The following is a 19,342-nucleotide window of genomic DNA, read 5'->3' on the forward strand; positions in this document are numbered from 1 at the left end:
TATGGTCGACCTGATTCGCTCGCTCTTCGCGCAGTTTGGCTGGACTGGCCTGGACTGGCTCGCGATCCTGATAGGCTACTTCATCATCGCGGTCATCCTGCTGCTGGTGCCGACCATGATCTTCATGCTCCAGGTTTGGATGGAGCGCCGCGCCATCGCGCGCATGCAGGACCGCATCGGCCCCAACCGCGTCGGCCCGCTCGGCCTGTTCCAGTCGGTGGCCGACGGCGTGAAGATGTTTACCAAAGAGGACATCGTCCCCGCATCCGCCGACCAGAAGGTGCACCTGCTGGCCCCCGTGCTGGTGCTGGGGCCGGTGATGATGATCTTCGCGGTGGTGCCCTGGGGCCGTGGCCTCACGCCGATCGAGCTGCCCACGGCGCTGATCTACGTCGCCGCCGTCTCCTCCATCTCGGTGGTGGGCATGATGATGGCGGGCTGGGCCTCGAACAACAAGTTCGCTCTGCTGGGCGCGATGCGCTCGGTGGCCCAGGTGGTCTCGTACGAGGTGCCCGGCGCGATGGCCCTGCTGAGCATGGTGGTGCTGAACAACACCATGTCGCTCAACAAGCTGAACGAGCTGCAGGCTGGCCTGCCCTTTGTGGGCAGCACGCTGGCGGGCGCGCCCGACCTGGGCCTGGGCTGGTTCGTGTTCACGCCGGTGGGCCTGGTGGGCTTCGTGATCTACTTCATCTGCCAGCTTGCCGAGGGCGAGCGCACGCCGTTCGACATCCCCGAGGCCGACTCGGAGATCGTGGCGGGCTATATGACCGAGTACAGCGGCATGAAGTTCGCCGTGTTCTACCTGGGCCAGTACATCCTAAACTTCGGGCTGGCGCTGATCGCCTGCTCGGTGTTCTTGGGCGGCTGGCAGGGGCCGGGCGTGGCGCAGCTGGCGGCCATGGGCGGCGTGGGCGCGTTCTTCGCCGTGGTGCTCTCGGTGATCTACCTCCAGGCCAAGGCTTGGTTCCTGTTCTACGTGATGATCTGGCTGCGCGGCGCGTTCCCGCGCGTGCGTGTCGACCACCTGATGGGCTTCGCGTGGAAGTTCCTGCTGCCGCTGGCGCTGATCAACGTGATGAGCGCCGGGCTGTGGGCCACCATCCGCCTGTACGGCAGCAGCCCGGCCTGGACCATGGGCGACGCGCTGGGCTGGCTGGCCGCCATGGCCCCCTGGGCGCGCGAGCTGCTGGCCTGGGCGATCACAGCCGTGATCAGCGTGGCTGGCTATATCTGGATGCTGCGCGCCAACCGCGCCCCAGCCGACGAGGCGATTGCCCCCGCAGGGGCGGCTGCTGTGACCCAGCCGTAGGCGCGTGCCGCGCAGGAGATTGACCCCGATGACTCTGTTTGTACAAATCGTGTTTGGCCTGCTGGCGCTGGCCGCGCTGGGCAGCGCCACCATGGCCGTGAGCGTGCGCAACCTGATCCACTCGGCGCTCTGGCTGATCGCCAGCTTTTTCACGCTGGCCGCGCTCTACCTGCTGATGGAGGCCGAGTTCATCTCGCTGGTGCAGGTGCTGATCTATGTCGGCTCGGTGTCGGTGCTGATCCTGTTCGCGATCATGCTGACGCGCGACGTGGAGGGCGAGAAGACCGCGCACCTGCTGTACCAGCGCTGGTGGCTCACCGCGCTGATCGCGGCGGGCCTGTTCGCGCTGCTGATCGCGCCGACGGTGTACAACCACCCCTGGCCCGGCCTGCAGCAGACCCAGGCCGCTGCGGCTGCTTCCCAGGTGCTCTCGACGGTGGATCTGGCCAAGGCATTTTTGGGAACCTACCTGCTGCCCTTCGAGGTGGCGTCGGTGCTGCTGCTGGTGGCGCTGGTGGGCGCGGTGATGATCGCCTTCGAGCAGGGCGGGTCGCGCCGCCGCGTGCGCACGCTGGCCGAGCAGGTGGCCGAGCGCAAGGCCCGCGCCGCCCAGCAGGCCCCCGCCGCAGCCGCGCAGCCAGCCGAGCTAGATAAGGCGTAGAGGCGTTATGGTGACACTTCCTGATGCGGTCCCTCTGCCGTTTGTGCTGCTTGTGGCGGGGGCGCTCTTCTGTATCGGCCTGTTCGGTGCGCTCTCGCGGCGCAACGCGGTGCGCATGCTGCTGGGCGTCGAGCTGATGCTCAACGCGGTGAACTTGAACATGGTCGCGTTCTGGCGCTACCTGGAGCCGGGGGCGTCCTCGGGGCAGGTGTTCGCGCTGTTTGTGGTGGTGGTGGCTGCCGCCGAGGCAGCGGTGGGTCTGGCGATGGTGATCGCGATCTACCGCCGCCGCGAGACGGCCAATATCGATGATGTTGATGTGTTGAGAGGTTAGGCCGCGTCGCAGGGCCTGGCCCTGCCGCGCCGCCCTGGCGAGGTCGCTATGTCCTTCCTCGAATATGCCTGGCTGATACCGGCGCTGCCGCTGCTGGGCTTTCTGATAATTACGCTGACGCCCATCCGCCGCAGCGGGCAGGCCAGCGGCTGGCTGGCCACGGCGCTGATGGCCTGCTCGGCGCTGATGGCGCTGGGCGTGGCCTTCGCGCTGCCGCACCCGCAGCACGCCGCCGAGGCGGGCGGCTTTGCCATGCCCGAGGCCGCGATCACCCACGTGTTCCGCTGGGCACCGGCGGGCGCTGGCGCGCCTGTGACCATGGGCTTCACGGTGGATGGCGCGGTGGCGCTGATGCTGGCGATGGTGGCGGTGGTCTCGGCCTGCATCCACCTGTTCTCGATCGGCTACATGGCCCACGACGAGCGGCAGGGCCGATTTTTCTCGTTCATCTCGCTGTTCACCTCGGCCATGCTGCTGATGCTGCTGGCCAGCAACCTGCTGCTGTTCTTTATGGCCTGGGAGATTATGGGCCTGTGCTCGTACCTGCTGATCGGCTTCTGGTACGACCGCAGCTACGCCAACCCCGCCCAGATCACGCCGCGCCAGGCCGCGATCAAGGCCTTCATCACCACGCGTATCGGCGATGTGCTGCTGATGCTGGGTCTGGTGTACCTGTGGTGGCAGGCGGGCAGCATGGACTTCGGCACGGGCGCGGGGCAGATCTATAGCCCTGAGTTCTTGGCCAAGATCGCCACCACGCCCACGGCGCTGGGCATCTCCACCGCCACCGCCATCGCGCTGCTGATCTTCTGCGGCACGGTGGGCAAGGCTGCGCAGTTCCCGCTGCATGTGTGGCTCCCCGATGCGATGGAAGGCCCCACCCCGGTGTCGGCGCTCATCCACGCGGCCACTATGGTGGCGGCTGGCGTGTTCCTGGTGGCGCGCACCTACCCGATCTTTCTGGTGAGCGGCGCGCTGCCGGTGGTGGCCGCCATCGGCGCGATCACCGCGCTGGGCGCGGCCCTGATCGCCTGTACGCAGTTCGACATCAAGCGCATTCTGGCCTACTCCACCGTCTCGCAGCTGGGCTTTATGGTGGCCGCGCTGGGCGTGGGCGGCTGGATGGCCGCGCTGTTCCACCTGCTGACCCACGCCTTCTTCAAGGCGCTGCTGTTCCTCGGCTCCGGCTCGGTCATCCACGGCATGGAGCACGCGGTCGGGCACGACCCGAACGCCTCGCAGGACATCCGGCTGATGGGCGGGCTGCGCAGGCTGATGCCGGTGACGTTCTGGACGTATATGGCGGGCTACCTGGCGCTGATCGGCTTCCCTGGCTTCGCCGGATTCTGGAGCAAGGATGAGATCCTGGCCGAGGCGTTTGGCGCTGGATCGTACGGCGTGGGCGCGGTGCTGCTGCTGGCGGCCTTCCTGACCGCGTTCTACATGACGCGCCAGGTGCTGCTGGTGTTTTTCGGTGAGTTCCGGGGCGATGGCCACGGCGACCACAGGCCCCACGAAAGCCCGTGGACCATGCTCGCGCCGCTGGCGGTGCTGGCCGCGTTCGCGGTGCTGGGCGGCTTTTCCAACACGCCGTTCTTCCACGGCCTGGCCTCCTACCTGGGCCAGGAGGGCGGCGAGTTGAACCTGGTGGCTATGGCGCTGGCGGTGCTGGCCACGCTGGCGGGCATGGGTGCGGGCTACGCGCTCTACCGTAGCGCGGCGGCGGCCCAGGCCGAGCCACTGGAGCCGATGTTCGGCGGCGGCTTCACCTTTTTCAACCGCCGTATGCAGGTGGATGAGCTGTACGCCGCCACGTTCGGCAGGCTCACCGCCGCGCTGGCGCGGGCCTTCCGCTGGCTGGATGACGCGCTGCTGATGCCGCTGGTGGTGCTGATCGACCGCGCCGGGCAGCTGTTTGGGCGGCTGGCCTTCCTGGTGGATGACGCCGGGTTCAACGACGGCGTGGACGCCGCCTCGCGCGGGACGGTGGGCGTGGGCGACCGCCTGCGCAAGACCGAGACGGGCATCGCCCAGGACTACGGCGCGATGCTGTTTGGCGGCGTGGTGGTGCTGGGGATTATCGTGCTGTACGCATTCCGATAAGACGCGCGCCTTCCGGTCGCACCGGCGGGCGGCGAGCAGATACAACTATGGACTATTTGCGAACTGCGGGCTTCCCATTGCTCACGCTCCTGATCCTCTCGCCGCTGGCGGGCCTGGGGCTGGTGGGCCTGAGCGCCTGGCTGAAGCTGCCCGAGCGGGCGATGAAGATCGGGGCGGTGCTGTGGGCCTTGGTGCCGCTGGCGCTGGCCTGCGCGGTCTGGGCCGGGTTCGACCCCAGCGCCACCGCCCAGGGCCAGGCGGTGGTGCAGTACGTCGAGAAGGTGCCGTGGGTCAGCGCCATCCAGGTCGAGTACTTCCTGGGGGTGGATGGCCTGAGCCTGCCGCTGGTGCTGCTGACGGCGGCGCTTGCGCCGGTGGCGCTGCTGGCGGCGGGCGGCGTGAGGGAGCGCGCCCACGCCCACTTCGCGCTGATCTTCCTGCTGGAAGCGGCGATGCTGGGCTACTTTGTGGCGCTGAACTTCTTCTTCTTCTTTATCTTCTGGGAGTTTAGCCTCGTCCCGGCCTTCTTCTTGGTGCAGGGCTGGGGCCGCGACGGCGGGCCGCGCGCGCGCGCCGCGCTGCTGTTCTTCGTCTACACCCTGGCTGGCTCGCTGGGCATGCTGCTGCTGTTCCAGTTCTTCTACGTGGCCACCAGCGCCGCAGGCTCGCCCACCTTCGATCTGATCAAGCTCGGGCGGATCGGGCAGGGCCTGGAGGCCGGGATGCCCAGCCTGCAGACGATGCTGGCCAGCTACGCGCAGCAGATCGGCCTGGCCAATGTGCTGGGCGCAAACCCCGCGCTGTACGGCGGCATCGCCTTCTGGGCGATCTTCCTGGCCTTCGGCATCAAGCTGGGCGTGTGGCCGCTGCATATCTGGCTGCCCGAGACCTACGCCGAGGCCCCCACGGCTGGCTCCATGCTGCTGGCCGGGGTGATGTCGAAGATGGGCGCGTACGGCATGCTGCGCATTCTGCTGCCGCTGGTGCCCGAGGCCGCCCACACCTTCGCCCCCACGATGGCGGCGCTGGCCCTGGCCGGCGTGCTGGCGGGCGCGTACGGCGCGCTCTCCTACGTGCGCGGCGACATCAAGCGGCTGATCGCCTACACCTCGATCAACCACATGGGCTACGTGGCGCTGGCGATCGCCGCCGTGGCCTATTCATCCGGCGACGCCGACAGCCGCGCGATCGCGACCAACGGCGCGGTGATGCAGATGGTGGCCCACGGCCTCTCGACCGCCGCGCTGTTCCTGCTGGCTGGGGCGCTCTACGACCGCACCGGCACATGGCAGCTTGGCGGCATCGGCGGCCTGCGCCGCTCCATGCCGCTGTTCGCGGGCGTGTTCGGCGTGGCGCTGTTTGCCAACCTGGGCCTGCCGGGCCTGGCCGGGTTCGTGGGCGAGCTGATGATCTTCCGGGGGGCATGGGCCGCGCTGCCGCTGTTCACCGGCGTGGCCACACTGGGCCTGGTGATCACCGCGCTGGCCCTGCTGCGCATGTTTGGCCAGATCTTCCACGGTGCGCCCAGCGGCATCCTGGGCGGCGCGGGCGACCTGCGGCTCTCCAGCCGCGAGTTTGTGGCCGCCGCGCCGCTGCTGGCCCTGCTGCTGGCGCTGGGCATCTTCCCCGCGCCGCTGCTCGACATGAGCAACGCGGCGGCGCTGGCGCTGGCCCAGGTGGTCCGCCAGTTCCTTTCGTGATATCGCGACGCCAGGGCGCTGGCTCTGGGTCGCCGCAGATGGGCGTACTATGAACGTGCTCCAGCTTCCCGCTCATATCCCCTGGCTCAGCCTGATCTGGCTGTGCCTGCTGGTGCCATCGGTGATCATCATGCTGCTGCCAGCCGGGCAGAAGCAGGCGATCCGCGCGGTGGGCACCGGCTTCGCATTCCTGTCGCTCGTGCTCGCGGCGCTGGTCTTCTTAGGCTACGACTACCACAGCGCCACGCGCTTCCAGTTTGTCGAGACGCTGCCCTGGCTGCCGCAGCTGGGCATCAACTACACCCTGGCGGTGGATGGTATTTCCACCCCGATGCTGCTGCTCAACGGCCTGGTGATCTTCACCGCCGCGCTGGTGAGCTGGAACATCGAGGAGCGCTGCCGCGAGTACTGGGTGCTGCTGCTGATGCTGGCGGTGGGCGTCTACGGCGTGTTCGTCTCGATCGACCTGTTCCTGCTGTTCGTGTTCTACGAGCTGGCGGTGCTGCCCATGTACCTGCTGGTGGGCATCTGGGGCAGCGTGCGCAAGGAGTACGGCGCGCTGAAGCTGACGCTCTACCTGATGGGCGGCTCGGCGCTGATCATCTTCGGCATGGTGGCGGTCTACTTCGGCAGCGGCCTGCGCACCTTCGACCTGCGGCTGCTGGCCCAGGGCGGCCTGTTCTCGCGCGCCACGCAGGTGGCGATCTTCCCCGCACTGTTTGTGGGCTTTGCGGTGCTGGCGGGCATGTTCCCCTTCCACAGCTGGTCGCCGGTGGGCTATGCCGCCGCGCCCACCGCCGCCTCCATGATGCACGCGGGCGTGCTGAAGAACCTGGGGGCCTACGGCTGCATCCGCGTGGCGCTGTGGCTGATGCCCTACGGCGCGAGCTACTGGATGCTGCCGCTCTCCATCCTGGTGGTGGTGGGCGTGCTCTACGCGGCGGTGATCGCCGCCGTGCAGCCCGACATGAAGTATATGCTGGGCTACTCGTCGGTGAGCCATATGGCGCTCACGCTGCTGGGCATCGCATCGGGCACCACCATCGGCCTCACCGGCGCGGTGCTGCAGATGTTCGCCCACGGCGCGATGACGGCCCTGTTCTTCGCGGTGGTGGGCCGCATGATCTACGAGCGCACCCACACCCGCCAGCTCCCCGAGCTGGGCGGGCTGCTGGCCGTGATGCCGTTCACGGCGGTGCTGTTCATCATCGCGGGTCTGTCGGCCATGGGCATGCCGGGCCTGGCCGGGTTCTGGGCCGAGCTAAACATCCTGATGGGCATGTGGCAGGCCTACCCGATCATAGCGGTGCTGGCGGCGCTGGCTATCCCGGTCACCGTCACCTACATTTTGCGGGCCATCCACGCGGTGTTCTTCGCGCCGCTGCGCAACCAGGCGTTTCTCAGCCTGCCCAAGCTCACCTGGCAGGAGCGCGCGGCGGGCATCCTGCTGGCGGTGGTGGTGATCGGCTGCGGCATCTTCCCCGGCATCCTCACCGAGCCGATCGCCTCGGGCGTGGCCCCGGTGGCGGCGGCGGTGCAGCAGGCCGCGCAGGTGGCGCTGGGGCGCTAGGCGGAATGTTCGGCTGCGCGCGGCCCGCGGGGCGGCGGCGCAGGTTCGTGGATAAAGAGCAAACCTATGACCTTTGAACTGAGCGACCTCTCACGGCTGCTGCCGGAGATGATGCTGATCGTGATGGGCATCATGATCGTCATCACCGATGTGATGGAGCGCTGGGCCTCCGACCGCGCGGCGCTGGTCGAGCGCACCAAGGCCTCGGCGCAGATGACCGCGATCGTGCTGGCGGTGGTGCTGGCGGCGGCCCTGGTGCAGAGCGGCTACCTCTTCGTGCTGCCCGAGTCGGCCAGTACGGGGTGGACGTCGTTCTTCTACAACATCCAGCGCGGCGGCCCGGGCGGCCAGCCCATCCTGGGCGCGCTGGCCACCGACCACCTGACGCAGATCGCGCGGCTGGTGTTTGTGGGGGCGGCCTTGTTGGTGGTGCTGGTCTCCATGGGCCGGCCCGTGCGCGAGAACCCCGGCGAGTTCTACGGCCTCATCCTGATCTCCGCGGCGGGCATGTGCCTGATGGCGGGCGCGCAGGAGCTGATCCTGGCCTTCATCGCGCTGGAGCTGGCCTCCATTCCGCAGTACATCCTGGCCGGGCAGCAGCGCGCATCCAACCGCTCGCCCGAGTCGGGCCTGAAGTACTTTTTGTTCGGCGTGTTCTCCTCGGCTATCCTGCTCTACGGTATGAGCCTGGCCTACGGCCTGACGGCCAGCGCGGGGCTGCGCCAGGGCGATGGCGCGCCCGCGATCGCCACGCTCTACACCACCATCGCCCAGGCCAGCGCGGGCGGCGCGTCGCCGCTGCTGATGCTGGCGCTGGTGTTTATCGTGGGCGGCGTGGGCTACAAGATCGCGGCGGTGCCGTTCCACAGCTACGCCCCCGATGTCTACGAGGGTGCGCCCGGCGTGGTGACGGCCTTCATCGCCACCGCGTCCAAGACGGCGGGCTTCCTGATGCTGTATCGCATGCTCACCGCCGCCTTCCCGGGCGCGGCGGGCGGCCTGGCCCCGCTGGGTGGCTGGAGCGCGCTGCTGCTGGTGGTGGCGCTGGCCACGGTGGTGTTCGGCAACCTGGCCGCGCTGCCGCAGCAGAACGCCAAGCGCCTGCTGGCCTACTCCAGCATCGGCCACGCGGGCTTCATCCTGCTGGCCCTGCTGCTGTGGAGCTCCACGGCCTACGGCGCGAAGGAGTTCAGCCTGCAGGCCCTGCTCTACTACCTGATCGCCTACACGCTCACCAACATCGGCGCGTTCGGCGCGCTGGCCGCCATCCACGATGCGGTCGGCGGCGACAACCTGAGCGACCTGGATGGCCTGGCGCGGCGCAACATGCCCATGGCGCTGCTGCTCACGGTCTTCGTGCTCTCGCTGGCGGGCATCCCGCCCCTGGCCGGGTTCTGGGGCAAGTTCTTCGTGTTTATGGCGGGCTACCAGGCCGGGGCGTTCTGGCTGGTGGCGATCGCGGTGGCGATGACGGTGGTGGCGCTGGCCTACTACCTGCGCATGCTCAAGGTTATCTGGTTCAACCTGCCCGCATCTGAGGGCCCGCTGCCGATGCCGCGCGTGGTCAGCCTGTCGCTGGCGCTGACCATGGCGCTGATGCTGGCTATGGGCCTGCTGCCGAATGTGCTGTGGGGCGTGCTGGCGAAGGCGGCCCAGGTGGCTGGCCTCTAGCCTGCCCTTTGTGCTGCTGGCGCGGCGGGGGACACATCCCCCGCCGCGCTTTTTTGCGCCCTCGGCTGGCTTTGCGCTCTGATCCAGTGCCTTTTCTTCCCTTGGTGTCTTCGCGCCTTCGTGGTAGATGGTTCCTCTTGGTGGGTGTGTGGATGCCCTGCGCGGGCGGCGCCTAGGTCGGCCCGACCGGCTACGGCCTCGATGACGATGGTAGTTCTTGGTCGGTGGTCATGCCCTGTGCGGGCGGCACCAAGGGCTCCGCGCCCTTGGAACCCCGCCAGGGGCGATGCCCCTTGGAACCCCAATTTGGAGCATTCCTATGCCGAATGCTGGCCGCTGGTGTTCGTGCATATGGCCAAAAAACACGAGCGGCACCTTCGCCGCATGGGCCGGGTGGGTAGGGCTGGCTTTGCGCTCTGATCCAGCGCCTTTTCTTCCCTTGGTGCCTTGGTGTCTTAGTGGTGAAAACGGTCTTTTGTGCCCTTCGCACCTTCGCGTCTTCGTGGTATTCGTTCTCTTTTGTCTTCTTGGAGCCTTGGAGTCTTGGTGGTGAGCGGTCTTTTGTGCCCTTCGCGTCTTCGTGGTTAGTCGGCCACCACATCCAGCTCGTAGCGGTTCTCGCAGCGCTCGCCGCCGCACTCCCAGGCCAGGGCCAGCACGTGCTGGCCAGTGCGCTCAGGGGTCAGCCGCAGGCGCTCCAGCTCGCGGGCCTCGCAGTCGGCGGGCAGCGCCAGCTCGGCGGTGCGCTCGAACAGCAGCCCGCCCGCGCTGTCGGTCAGGCGGGCCGAGATGTGGATGGGCGCAGGCTGGCGGGCGTCGTTCACCACGTGGATGGCCAGATCGAGCGGCTGGCCCAGGCGGTGCGGCCCGGGCGCGACGATGCAGAAGGCATACTGCGGGCTGAAGGCCAGCCGCAGCGCCCAGTACGAGGCCTTGGGCACGCGCCAGTAGTCCAGCACCGACCAGAGGATGGCCGGGTTGGGGTCGTGGAACATGAAGGGCACCACGCCGCCGGTGGGGCGGTACTTGCGCAGGCGCAGGCGGTCGATGTAGAAGCGGTTGATCTCGCTCTGGTAGCGCTGGGTGATCGTGGCTAGCTCCTCTAGGCTCTGGGCGCTGCGCCAGTCGAGCCAGCGGGCCATGATCTCGGGCTGGAACTGGTGGCGCTGCTCTAGGCGCGCCCAGTCGACCTTGGCGATATCGGCATCCATGAAGTGGGCGCAGCTGGCGGCGTTGGGGAAGCTCTGCGCGCCGAACTCGCTGACGAAGCGGGCGTTCTTGGGCAGGCGGCGGATGAGCGGCTCCCAGCCCTCCAGCGGGCCGTAGGCGTCGTACCAACCGAAGTAGAAGTGGGTATCGGTGCCGTCGCGCACGCCCGGCACGGCGTACTCGCCCGAGGAGCGCACCACGGGCCGCGTGGCATCCTCGCGCTCGGCCACGGCCTTCAGGCGGGTGTCCATCACCTCGCGGTTCCAGTTCCAGCCGAAGGTCGAGCTGTAGAGCCGCGCCTTGGCCAGCAGGCTCTCGTCGCTAGTCTCGGCGATGGCGAGCGCCTCGTTGTGCATGCACCAGATGCCCACGGAGGGATGGTTGTAGAGCAGGCGCACCATCTGGCGGGCCTGGCGCTCGGCCTCGGGCAGCACCTCGCGCTCGTAGAGCCACTGCAGCGGGAAATCCTGCCAGAGCAGCAGGCCTGCCTCGTCGGCGGCCTCGTAGAGCGCGGGCGTGTCCACGTGGGCGTGGATGCGCAGCAGGTTCATGTGGCACTCGCGGGCCAGGCGGATGTCCTGCTCGCAGCGCTCGCGGTCCATGGTGGCGATGCGGGTGTCGCCGGGGGCGTAGTTGCAGCCCTTCAGGAACAGGCGCTGGCCGTTCAGGTAGGCCACCCAGTTCTTCAGCGCGAAGCTGCGCACGCCGAAGGTGGCGGTGTAGCTGTCCGAGACCTCGCCGCGTCGCAGCACCTCAAGCCGGATGCTGTAGCAGCTGGGGTGGCCCATGTCGTGCGTCCACCATAGCTGGGGGTCACGGATGTGAAAGCTGCCCTGCACCTCGCGCACTCCCTCGGCCAGCGGCTGCTCCTGCACCAGGGTCTGCACCAGGCCCGCGAAGTTCTTGGGCGCGATCGTCCAGCGCAGGCGGGCCTCGCCAGCCGTGGCGCTGTCCAGCGTGGCGCGGAAGCGCACCTGGGCCGCGTCCTCGCGCACGGCCTGGGTGTCGAGCAGCAGCTCGGCGATGCGGGTGTCGCCGCTCGCCAGCACGTCCACGGGCCGCCAGATGCCGCCGGGGTTGGTGAGTGGGTCGAGGCAATCCCAGTGCGAGAACACGCCGGTGATCAGGCGCTTGCCGGTCTTGTGGTGCTCGTCGGGGCAGTCCACCTCCACCACTAGGGTGTTCTCGGCCTGGGCCGCCTGGGTGATCTCGTAGGTGTGGGGGGCGAAGTAGCCCTGCTGCTGGCCCAGCGCCACGCCGTTGAGCCAGACGTGGGCGGTGTAGAACACGCCGCCCAGGCGCAGCCAGCGGCGCTGGCCCGGCGCGGCGGGCGGCAGCGCGAAGCGCCTGCGGTAGACCAGCTTGCCCGCGTAGCGCTGCAGCAGCGGGTGCTGCTGCCAGTGGGCGGGCAGCTCTTGCTCAAGCCAGGCCGCATCGTCGGCGGGGTAGACGCCCGCGCGGAACAGGTCGACTGGCATCAGCTGCCAGGTGCCGTTGAGGTTCTGGGGTGTGTGCATGGTGCCTTTGCTACGCGCCGGTGCGGTCGCCGGGCATGACGCGAACGATGGGCGGGGCGACATGCTGCCTCGTACCGCGAGAAAACCTGCTATCGCTGCGGCGCAGGGGGCGAAGTCACATAATTGTCACGTTCTATAGGCAAGAACAGCTTGCCGGAATCTGTAGGAATCGTATAATAATCACGCGCCGCCGCACGTCATCATAGCATACTTCATCCCTGCGGTGTGTGCTGGCCCGGTTGGAGAGAAGCTGTTAGTTCCTATGCGTAGCTATCCCGCTGAAGACAGCATCAAAGCCGAAACTATGCCACGAAACGATGCCCTCATCCGCATCACCCAGGCGATCGAGACCGCGGCCACGCTCGACGAGCTGCTGCTGCTCTCGCTGAATGAGCTGAACCAGTTCCTCGACCTGTCGCGCAGCGCCGTGCTGCTGCTCGACAAGCAGCGGAGCGGGCAGATCGTCTGCGAATTTCCGCCGTCGGCCAGCCTGCCCGCCGCCGTCGACCTGCTGCCCGGCGGCCCGCTTGAGACCGCGCTGCAGCAGCGGCACGTGGTGACGATCGACGCCGCCAAGGGCGAGGATGTGGCCAGCGCGCTCGCGCCCTACCTGCGCCAGCGCGGCGTGAGCTACGCCGAGGTGCTGCCGCTGATCTCGCAGGACATGGCGATCGGCCTGCTGGTGCTCAGCCCGGCATCGCAGGCGCGCGGCTTCTCCGAGGATGCGGTCGGCTTCACGCGGCTGCTCTCCAGCCAGCTGGCCGCCGCCATCGTGGCCTTTCGGATCACCGAGCAGGCCCGCCGCCGCGACGACGAGCTTTCCACCCTGAACGATATCGCCGTCACCGTCACATCCACGCTGGATGCGCACGAGGTCTACGCCTTCGTGGTGCAGAAGCTCAACCAGTACTTCCGGGTGGATGCCGGCTCGCTGCTGCTGATCAACGAGGCCCAGCGCACGCTAGATTTTGTGATGACAGTGGAGGGCGGCGAGGAGCGGCTGGCCGGGCTGTCGGTGCCGCTCGGCTCGGGCGTGGTGGGCTATGTGGCGGCCACCGGGCAGAGCGCGATCGTGGCCGATGTGGCCAACGACCCGCGATTCTACCGCAACATCAGCGAGTCGCTGGGCTATGTCACCAAATCCATCCTGTGCGTGCCCATGATGGCCAAGGGCCGTGTGATCGGCGTGATCGAGCTGCTGAACAAGCTGGATGGCCCGTTCACCGATGAGGACGAGCAGCGCCTGACCCGCATGGCCGCCTTCATTGGCGTGGCGATCGAGAACGCGCGGCTGTTCCGCCAGGTGATGGATGGCCGCGACCGCCTGCAGGCCATCCTCAACTCCACCGCCGACGGCATCGTGCTGACCACGCTGGATGACGAGATCCTGAGCGCCAACCCCATGGTGGCCGACCTGCTGGGCGTGCCCGAGGCCGAGCTGCTGGGCCGCAGCCTGGGCGCGCTGAAGGCCGAGCTGCGCGAGCGCGCCCACGAGACCACCACCCACACCTGGCAGAACGACGAGGGCGATGACCAGACCACCACCGAGTACGAGCTGGGCGGCGTGCGGCGGCGCTTCATCCGCCACTTCACCCTGCCGGTGCGCCACGATGACGGCAGCATCTACGCCCAGCTGGAGCTGTTCCGCGACGTGACGCAGGAGAAGGAGCTGGAGCAGCTGCGCGACGACTACACCGGCATGCTGGTGCACGACCTGCGCGCCCCGCTCACCTCGATCATGAATGGCATCATGATGGTCAGCCGCGGCCTGGGCGGCCCCGTGAGCGATCAGCAGCGCGAGCTGCTGGGCATCGCCCACCAGGGCAGCCAGACCATGCTGGGCCTGATCAACACCCTGCTCGACATCGCCAAGATGGAGGAGGGGCGCATGACGCTCGACCTTGAGCCGATCAGCCCCTACGCGCTGCTCGACCAGGCCGCCGAGCGCCTGAGCGTCTCGGCGCAGAGCCACAGCGTGGTGGTGGAGCAGCAGGTCTCGATCGGCATCCCTCCGATCGAGGCCGACCACGACAAGGTGGTGCGCGTGCTGCAGAACCTGCTCGATAACGCCCTCAAGTTCTCGCCGAATGGCAGCGTGGTGACGCTGGGCGCGCAGGTGATCGCCGACGGCCAGCCCAGCGACCCGATGCCGGTGCGTATCCCCCAGCCCGAGGGCAGGTGGCTGGTGCTGTGGGTGCAAGATCGCGGGCCGGGCATCCCCGCCGCCTTCCACGAGCGGATCTTCGAGAAGTTTGGCCAGGTGCGCGGGCGTAAGGTGCGCGGCACTGGCCTGGGCCTGACCTTCTGCAAGCTGGCGGTGGAGGCGCACCAGGGCCAGATCTGGCTGGAGAGCCGCGAGGGCGAGGGCAGCATCTTCGCCTTCGTGCTGCCCTACGCGCAGTCGTAGCGGCGCTGCGCCACCCCTCGCGGGCGGCAGGCGGCGCATGGTCGCACCTTGCAACGTGTCATAAAGTTACGATATAATGCGCAGCACACCCGTGACCCGCACTACGTCTTGTACATACACTTTCCCGCAAAGGTAGGGCCACATGCAACGCCTCCTGCGGCTGTTTCTGTCGCACATCCGCTATAAGATCATCGTCCCCTACCTTGCGCTCATGCTGCTGGTCACGCTTGCAGGTGCGGCGATCGCGCTTGCGCTCACCGCCGCCTCGTGGCAGGAGCGCCTCACCGAGCAGCTCAAGCAGATCGCCCGCAACTCATCCACCGCGCTGCTGCAGCGCGAGCGCGATCACCTGGCCTTTCTGTACCTGGTGGCGCTGGCCCAGCCCAACCCCGAGGTGGGCGCGCCATCCATGCCCGACGCCTTCGCCAGCGGCGACCCGCTGACGATTAAAAAGGCGGTCGCCCCGCTCTACGACTACCAGCGCCAGTTTAAAGACACGCTGGATGTCGATCGCTTCATCGCCTTCGACAGCACCGGCAAGGCCTTCTTCGACTGGCAGCGTGCGCCCGAGGGCGATGCGCCGCCCACCGAGATCGCGGGCACCAACCTCGGCGCGCTGCCCGACATCCAGCGCGTGCTGCGTAGCACGCCCGCAGATCGGGTGGACAAGTACGCCAACCTGATCGAGCTTGAGGCCAACGCCGAGCCATATTTCTACACCGTGGTGCCGGTGGTCAAAAATGGCAAGGTGCTGGGCGGGGTATTCGTCGGCATCAAGATCGACCGCATGCTCAAGCTGTTCGAGAAGACCAGCCAGTCGGTGGTGACGAACTACTACGGCAATGACGGCGCGCCGCTCGGCTCGTCGCTGCTGCAGCGCGATGGCGAGCTGCCGAGCTACGGCATGCGCCAGGAGATCCTCGACCGGCTCAAGGCCGACAAGACCGGCTCGGTGTTCGACACCGTGATGCTGCGCGGGCGCAACTATGAGTTTGCCTACAGTCCGCTGGTGGTGGCGCAGGCGCAGGTCGGCTACTTCTCGGTGGCGCTCTCTAGCGACTTCCAGGCCGAGTCGCTCTCGCTCAGCCGCAACGCCGTGCTGGTGATCACCTTTGCGCTGGCGCTGGGCGCGGTGATCGTGGGCTACCTGATTGCCCGCTCGATCACGCACCCGCTGGGCGAGCTGGTGTCCACCGCCGAGGCGGTGGCCGGGGGCGATCTGGAGCGCCGCACCGACATCCGCTCGCGCGATGAGCTGGGGCGGCTGGGCGTGGCCTTCAACCAGATGACGACCCACCTGCTGAAGCTTTACACCACTAGTCGTGACCTAACGACAAAGATCGACGTTGATGCAGTGCTGTCCGTCTCGGGCGAGACCGCCCGCTCGCTGCTGGATGGCGTGGAGGTCTGCGCGCTGCTGCACCAGCACGGTGCGTGGGCCTACCGCGTCCCCAAGGGCGCGTCGGCTGGCCTGACACGGCTGGCCAGCGTCGAGCTTGCCGACGACGCGCCCCTGCTGCTGGCCCTGGCCGACGCGCACGAGCCGCGCCTGGTGGCGGGCGACGACCCGCTGCTGGCCGCCAGCGGCCTGTCCGATATCGCCCAGTTTCAGCACCTGCTGCTGACCCCGCTGCAGATCAAGGATGCGCTGGTGGGCGTGCTGATCTTTGGCCACCAGCGCCCCGCCGCCTTCACCCCCGCCGAGCTGCCCACCCTGATCGCCACCGCGAACATGTCGGCCAGCGTGCTCTACAATGCGCTGCTCTACACCCAGACCTACGAGGAGTCCAGCGAGCGCAAGGCCATCCTGCAGTCGATCGCCGATGGCGTGGTGGTGGTGGATACCGATGGCGTGGTGGTGCTGGCCAACGATGCCGCCCAGCAGATTCTGGAGCGCGATCTGGCCGCGCTGATCGGTGTGCCGTTTGGCAGCATCGAGATGGAGGACGCCGCGCCGCGCCAGGATATGTTTGGCGAGTCGCGCACGGTGGCCGGGCACTACCGCATGGGCCTGCGCACCATCACGCTCAGCCGCGCGCCGGTGATCGGCGAGGCGGGCGAGCAGCGCGGCGAGGTGATCGTGCTGCACGATATCACCGCCGAGGCCCAGGTGGATGAGGCCAAGACCGACTTCATCGCCACCATCTCGCACGAGCTGCGCACGCCGCTGACGCCGATCTACAGCTACATCGAGCTGCTGCAGCGCGGTATCTACGGCGACATGAACGACGATCAGCGCGAGGTGCTGGGCCTCATCCACGGGCGCACCGAGCAGCTGCGCGATCTGATCAATAACATCGTGATGGTCGCCAGCATCCAGTCGAACACCCTGGCCACCGAGCCAGAGCCGCTGGACATCGGCGCGGTGATCGACTCGACGGTGGCACCGCTGCAGCGCGCTATCGAGAAAAAGGGCCTGAAGCTTACCGTGGAGATCGCGCCCGATCTGCCCCAGGTGCTCTCGGACCGCGAGCAGCTGCGGCTAATCATCACCCAGCTGGTGGATAACGCGCGGCGCTACACCTCGGCTGGCGGGATCACGATCCAGGCGTATCAGGCCGAAGATCAGGTGCAGGTGGATGTGGCCGACACTGGCATGGGCATCCCCGCCGAGCGCCTAGGGCGCATGTTCACGCGGTTTAGCCGGATCGAGGGCAACAACTCGCCCGAGCGCGGCAGCGGCCTGGGCTTGGCGATCACCAAGCAGCTGATCGAGCGGCAGGGCGGGCAGGTGTGGGTGCAGAGCGAAGTTGGTGCGGGCAGCACGTTTAGCTTCGTGCTGCCTTTAGCGGATAGGCAGATCGATGCAGTCGCAGAGACCGAAGCGAAAAACGCAGCAGCATGACCCGCTGCGCTGGCTGGCTGCTGGCACGATCGCGCTTGCCATGCTGCTGATCTTTGGGATCGAGCATGTCATCACCGCCGCTATGTCGCCCAGGAGCAACTATCGCAACGTGAGCCTGCTGGCCGAGGGCGCTGCCGATTATGGCCCATGGGCAGGCACGGGCGCGATGCCACCCATGTCGCAGAGCGTGGTGCAGCGGATCGCGGCGGATGTGGCGACCGCCACGGCGATCGCCAACAGCTACCTGACGGCCACCCCCACGCCGCTGCTGGCGGGCATGTTCCCGACGGCGCAGATCGGCTCGCTGCCGCTGCTGGCCGCCGCCCCGACGGCGGTGCTTGGCACGCCGACCCCCACGCCGACCCGGAGCGCGGGCGGCTCGATTGGCCGCACGGCGGTGGCCACGGCGCGCGCGCAGCAGTCGCCGGTGGCGGGCAGCCGCACGCCCCGCCCGACGGCGGCGCGCACCGCCACGCCTACGCCTTCGATCTGGCCCGCGCCGCCGTCGTCGCCCGCGCCCTCGGTGCGGCCCGGCACGCCGCCGCCTGCCCCAGCGGGCACACCAGCGCGCCCCACCGGCATGCCACTATTCCCACCGGCCACTATGGCACCCACGCTCACGCCACGGCCGGTCACGGCCACGTCGGCTGTGGTGAGCACATCGCTGCCAGGGAAGACGTCGGTGCCTGCGACCAAGACCCCAGCGCCCGCGATATCGGTGCCCGCGACATCAGTGCCTGCGACCAAGACCCCAGCGCCCGCGACATCGATGCCTGCGACTAATACACCGGTGCCCGCGACGTCGGTGCCCGCGACTAATACACCAGTGCCTGCGACGTCGGTGCCTGCGACTAATACACCGGTGCCCGCGACATCGGTGCCTGCGACCAAGACCCCAGCGCCCGCGACGTCGGTGCCTGCGACTAATACACCGGTGCCCGCGACATCGGTGCCTGCGACTAATACACCAGTGCCGACAACCGCAGTTCCATCGACATCGATACCGACCGATACGCCGGTGGTGCCGACCAACACGCCGACGGTTGGCCCAACGCCGACAGACACACCGACGCCGACGGTTGGCCCGACACCAACCGATACGCCAACACCAACAGTTGGCCCGACACCAACTGATACGCCGACGCCGACACCAACCGACACACCGGTGGTGCCGACGGATACGCCGACGCCGACACCAACCGATACGCCGGTGGTGCCGACGGATACGCCGACGCCGACACCAACCGATACGCCGGTGGTGCCGACGGATACGCCAACAGCGACACCAACCGATACGCCGGTGGTGCCGACGGATACGCCAACAGCGACACCAACCGATACGCCGGTGGTGCCGACGGATACGCCAACAGCGACACCAACCGACACGCCGACGCCAACACCGACGGACACGCCGACGCCGACCGACACGCCAGTGGTGCCGACCGACACGCCGACGCCATCGAACACGCCGACCGACACACCAACGCCGACACCGACCGATACGCCAGCGGTGCCGACCGACACACCAACGCCGACCGACACGCCAGCGGTGCCGACGCCCACGCCCACGCCATCGAACACGCCCACGCCGACGCCGTCGAACACGCCCACGCCGACGCCATCAACAAGTGTTCGGGTGACGACGAGCTTCTCCTCCTCGGGGGGCATGGTCTATATATCGATCGACCTTACCAACACAGGCTCGACCGGGTCAATTGATCTCAACTCGTTCTCGGTGAATATGCCGTCGAACTTCTCCGTCTCGACCTGCACCCTTACCAACCCCGTGGCATCAGCCGCCACCTGCGACAAGCCGCTGACCGCACCCGGCGGCATCGTATCGCTGAACATCAGCGGTACTATCACGGTCGCCAGCGGCTCGACGGTAAATATGATGGTGGTTGAGGGCACCGCGCCCTCGGGTGCCACGCTGAACCGTGGCTCTTCCTCGGTGTCGTGGGACTACGGAGGGAATACCTACACATCGCCGGTAAACCAGCCATCCTCAAGCTT

10 protein-coding genes and 1 pseudogene are annotated in these 19,342 nt (G+C 67.8%); 10 read left to right on the forward strand and 1 reads right to left on the reverse strand.

The window, feature by feature from the left end:
- Window position 1: 1 nt before the first annotated feature.
- From nuoH to F8S13_04515, 7 genes are all read left to right on the forward strand, one after another.
- Window positions 2–1,312 (forward strand): NADH-quinone oxidoreductase subunit NuoH, encoded by a 1,311-nt coding sequence (gene nuoH / locus F8S13_04485; protein KAB8145090.1) that lies wholly within the window; start codon window positions 2–4, stop codon window positions 1,310–1,312.
- A gap of 28 nt (window positions 1,313–1,340) precedes the next feature.
- Complete coding sequence (locus F8S13_04490; protein ID KAB8145091.1) at window positions 1,341–1,973, forward strand: NADH-quinone oxidoreductase subunit J; 633 nt, start codon at window positions 1,341–1,343, stop codon at window positions 1,971–1,973.
- 7 nt (window positions 1,974–1,980) lie between these two features.
- Window positions 1,981–2,307: an NADH-quinone oxidoreductase subunit NuoK gene (gene nuoK / locus F8S13_04495; GenBank protein KAB8145092.1), complete on the forward strand. Its 327-nt coding sequence runs from the start codon at window positions 1,981–1,983 to the stop codon at window positions 2,305–2,307.
- 48 nt (window positions 2,308–2,355) lie between these two features.
- Complete coding sequence (gene nuoL, locus F8S13_04500; GenBank protein KAB8145093.1) at window positions 2,356–4,410, forward strand: NADH-quinone oxidoreductase subunit L; 2,055 nt, start codon at window positions 2,356–2,358, stop codon at window positions 4,408–4,410.
- Window positions 4,411–4,457: 47 nt separating this feature from the next.
- Entirely contained in the window at window positions 4,458–6,110 is a 1,653-nt protein-coding gene (locus F8S13_04505; protein ID KAB8145094.1) for an NADH-quinone oxidoreductase subunit M, read from the forward strand.
- A gap of 49 nt (window positions 6,111–6,159) precedes the next feature.
- On the forward strand, window positions 6,160–7,680 hold the full coding sequence (locus F8S13_04510; protein ID KAB8145095.1) for an NADH-quinone oxidoreductase subunit M: 1,521 nt from the start codon (window positions 6,160–6,162) through the stop codon (window positions 7,678–7,680).
- Window positions 7,681–7,746: 66 nt separating this feature from the next.
- Window positions 7,747–9,351, forward strand: coding sequence for an NADH-quinone oxidoreductase subunit N (locus tag F8S13_04515; protein ID KAB8145096.1), 1,605 nt, complete (start codon window positions 7,747–7,749; stop codon window positions 9,349–9,351).
- Between the two features lie 584 nt (window positions 9,352–9,935).
- Here the strand turns inward: F8S13_04515 and F8S13_04520 are convergent.
- The gene (locus F8S13_04520) at window positions 9,936–12,077 is read right to left on the reverse strand and encodes a glycoside hydrolase (GenBank protein KAB8145097.1); all 2,142 of its coding nucleotides are present in this window, start codon (window positions 12,075–12,077) and stop codon (window positions 9,936–9,938) included.
- Between the two features lie 304 nt (window positions 12,078–12,381).
- On the opposite strand from F8S13_04520, the gene F8S13_04525 reads away from it, so the two are divergent.
- The 3 genes and pseudogenes from F8S13_04525 (at window position 12,382) to F8S13_04535 (ending at window position 18,953) form a co-directional block, all read left to right on the forward strand.
- Window positions 12,382–14,484, forward strand: coding sequence for a GAF domain-containing protein (locus F8S13_04525; protein ID KAB8145098.1), 2,103 nt, complete (start codon window positions 12,382–12,384; stop codon window positions 14,482–14,484).
- Window positions 14,485–14,626: 142 nt separating this feature from the next.
- Entirely contained in the window at window positions 14,627–17,329 is a 2,703-nt protein-coding gene (locus F8S13_04530) for a HAMP domain-containing protein (GenBank protein KAB8145099.1), read from the forward strand.
- 1,003 nt (window positions 17,330–18,332) lie between these two features.
- Window positions 18,333–18,953, forward strand: a pseudogene (locus F8S13_04535) (calcium-binding protein).
- The last annotated feature ends 389 nt before the right edge of the window (window positions 18,954–19,342 follow it).

The organism is Chloroflexia bacterium SDU3-3, from assembly GCA_009268125.1.
Taxonomy (GTDB): Bacteria; Chloroflexota; Chloroflexia; order Chloroflexales; family Roseiflexaceae; genus SDU3-3.

Excerpts from the sequence above, each read along its gene's own strand:
- nuoH (KAB8145090.1), top strand. The coding sequence starts at position 2 with ATGGTCGACCTGATTCGCTCGCTCTTCGCGCAGTTTGGCTGGACTGGC.
- F8S13_04490 (KAB8145091.1), top strand. The coding sequence starts at position 1,341 with ATGACTCTGTTTGTACAAATCGTGTTTGGCCTGCTGGCGCTGGCCGCG.
- nuoK (KAB8145092.1), top strand. The coding sequence starts at position 1,981 with ATGGTGACACTTCCTGATGCGGTCCCTCTGCCGTTTGTGCTGCTTGTG.
- nuoL (KAB8145093.1), top strand. The coding sequence starts at position 2,356 with ATGTCCTTCCTCGAATATGCCTGGCTGATACCGGCGCTGCCGCTGCTG.
- F8S13_04505 (KAB8145094.1), top strand. The coding sequence starts at position 4,458 with ATGGACTATTTGCGAACTGCGGGCTTCCCATTGCTCACGCTCCTGATC.
- F8S13_04510 (KAB8145095.1), top strand. The coding sequence starts at position 6,160 with ATGAACGTGCTCCAGCTTCCCGCTCATATCCCCTGGCTCAGCCTGATC.
- F8S13_04515 (KAB8145096.1), top strand. The coding sequence starts at position 7,747 with ATGACCTTTGAACTGAGCGACCTCTCACGGCTGCTGCCGGAGATGATG.
- F8S13_04520 (KAB8145097.1), bottom strand. The coding sequence starts at position 12,077 with ATGCACACACCCCAGAACCTCAACGGCACCTGGCAGCTGATGCCAGTC.
- F8S13_04525 (KAB8145098.1), top strand. The coding sequence starts at position 12,382 with ATGCCACGAAACGATGCCCTCATCCGCATCACCCAGGCGATCGAGACC.
- F8S13_04530 (KAB8145099.1), top strand. The coding sequence starts at position 14,627 with ATGCAACGCCTCCTGCGGCTGTTTCTGTCGCACATCCGCTATAAGATC.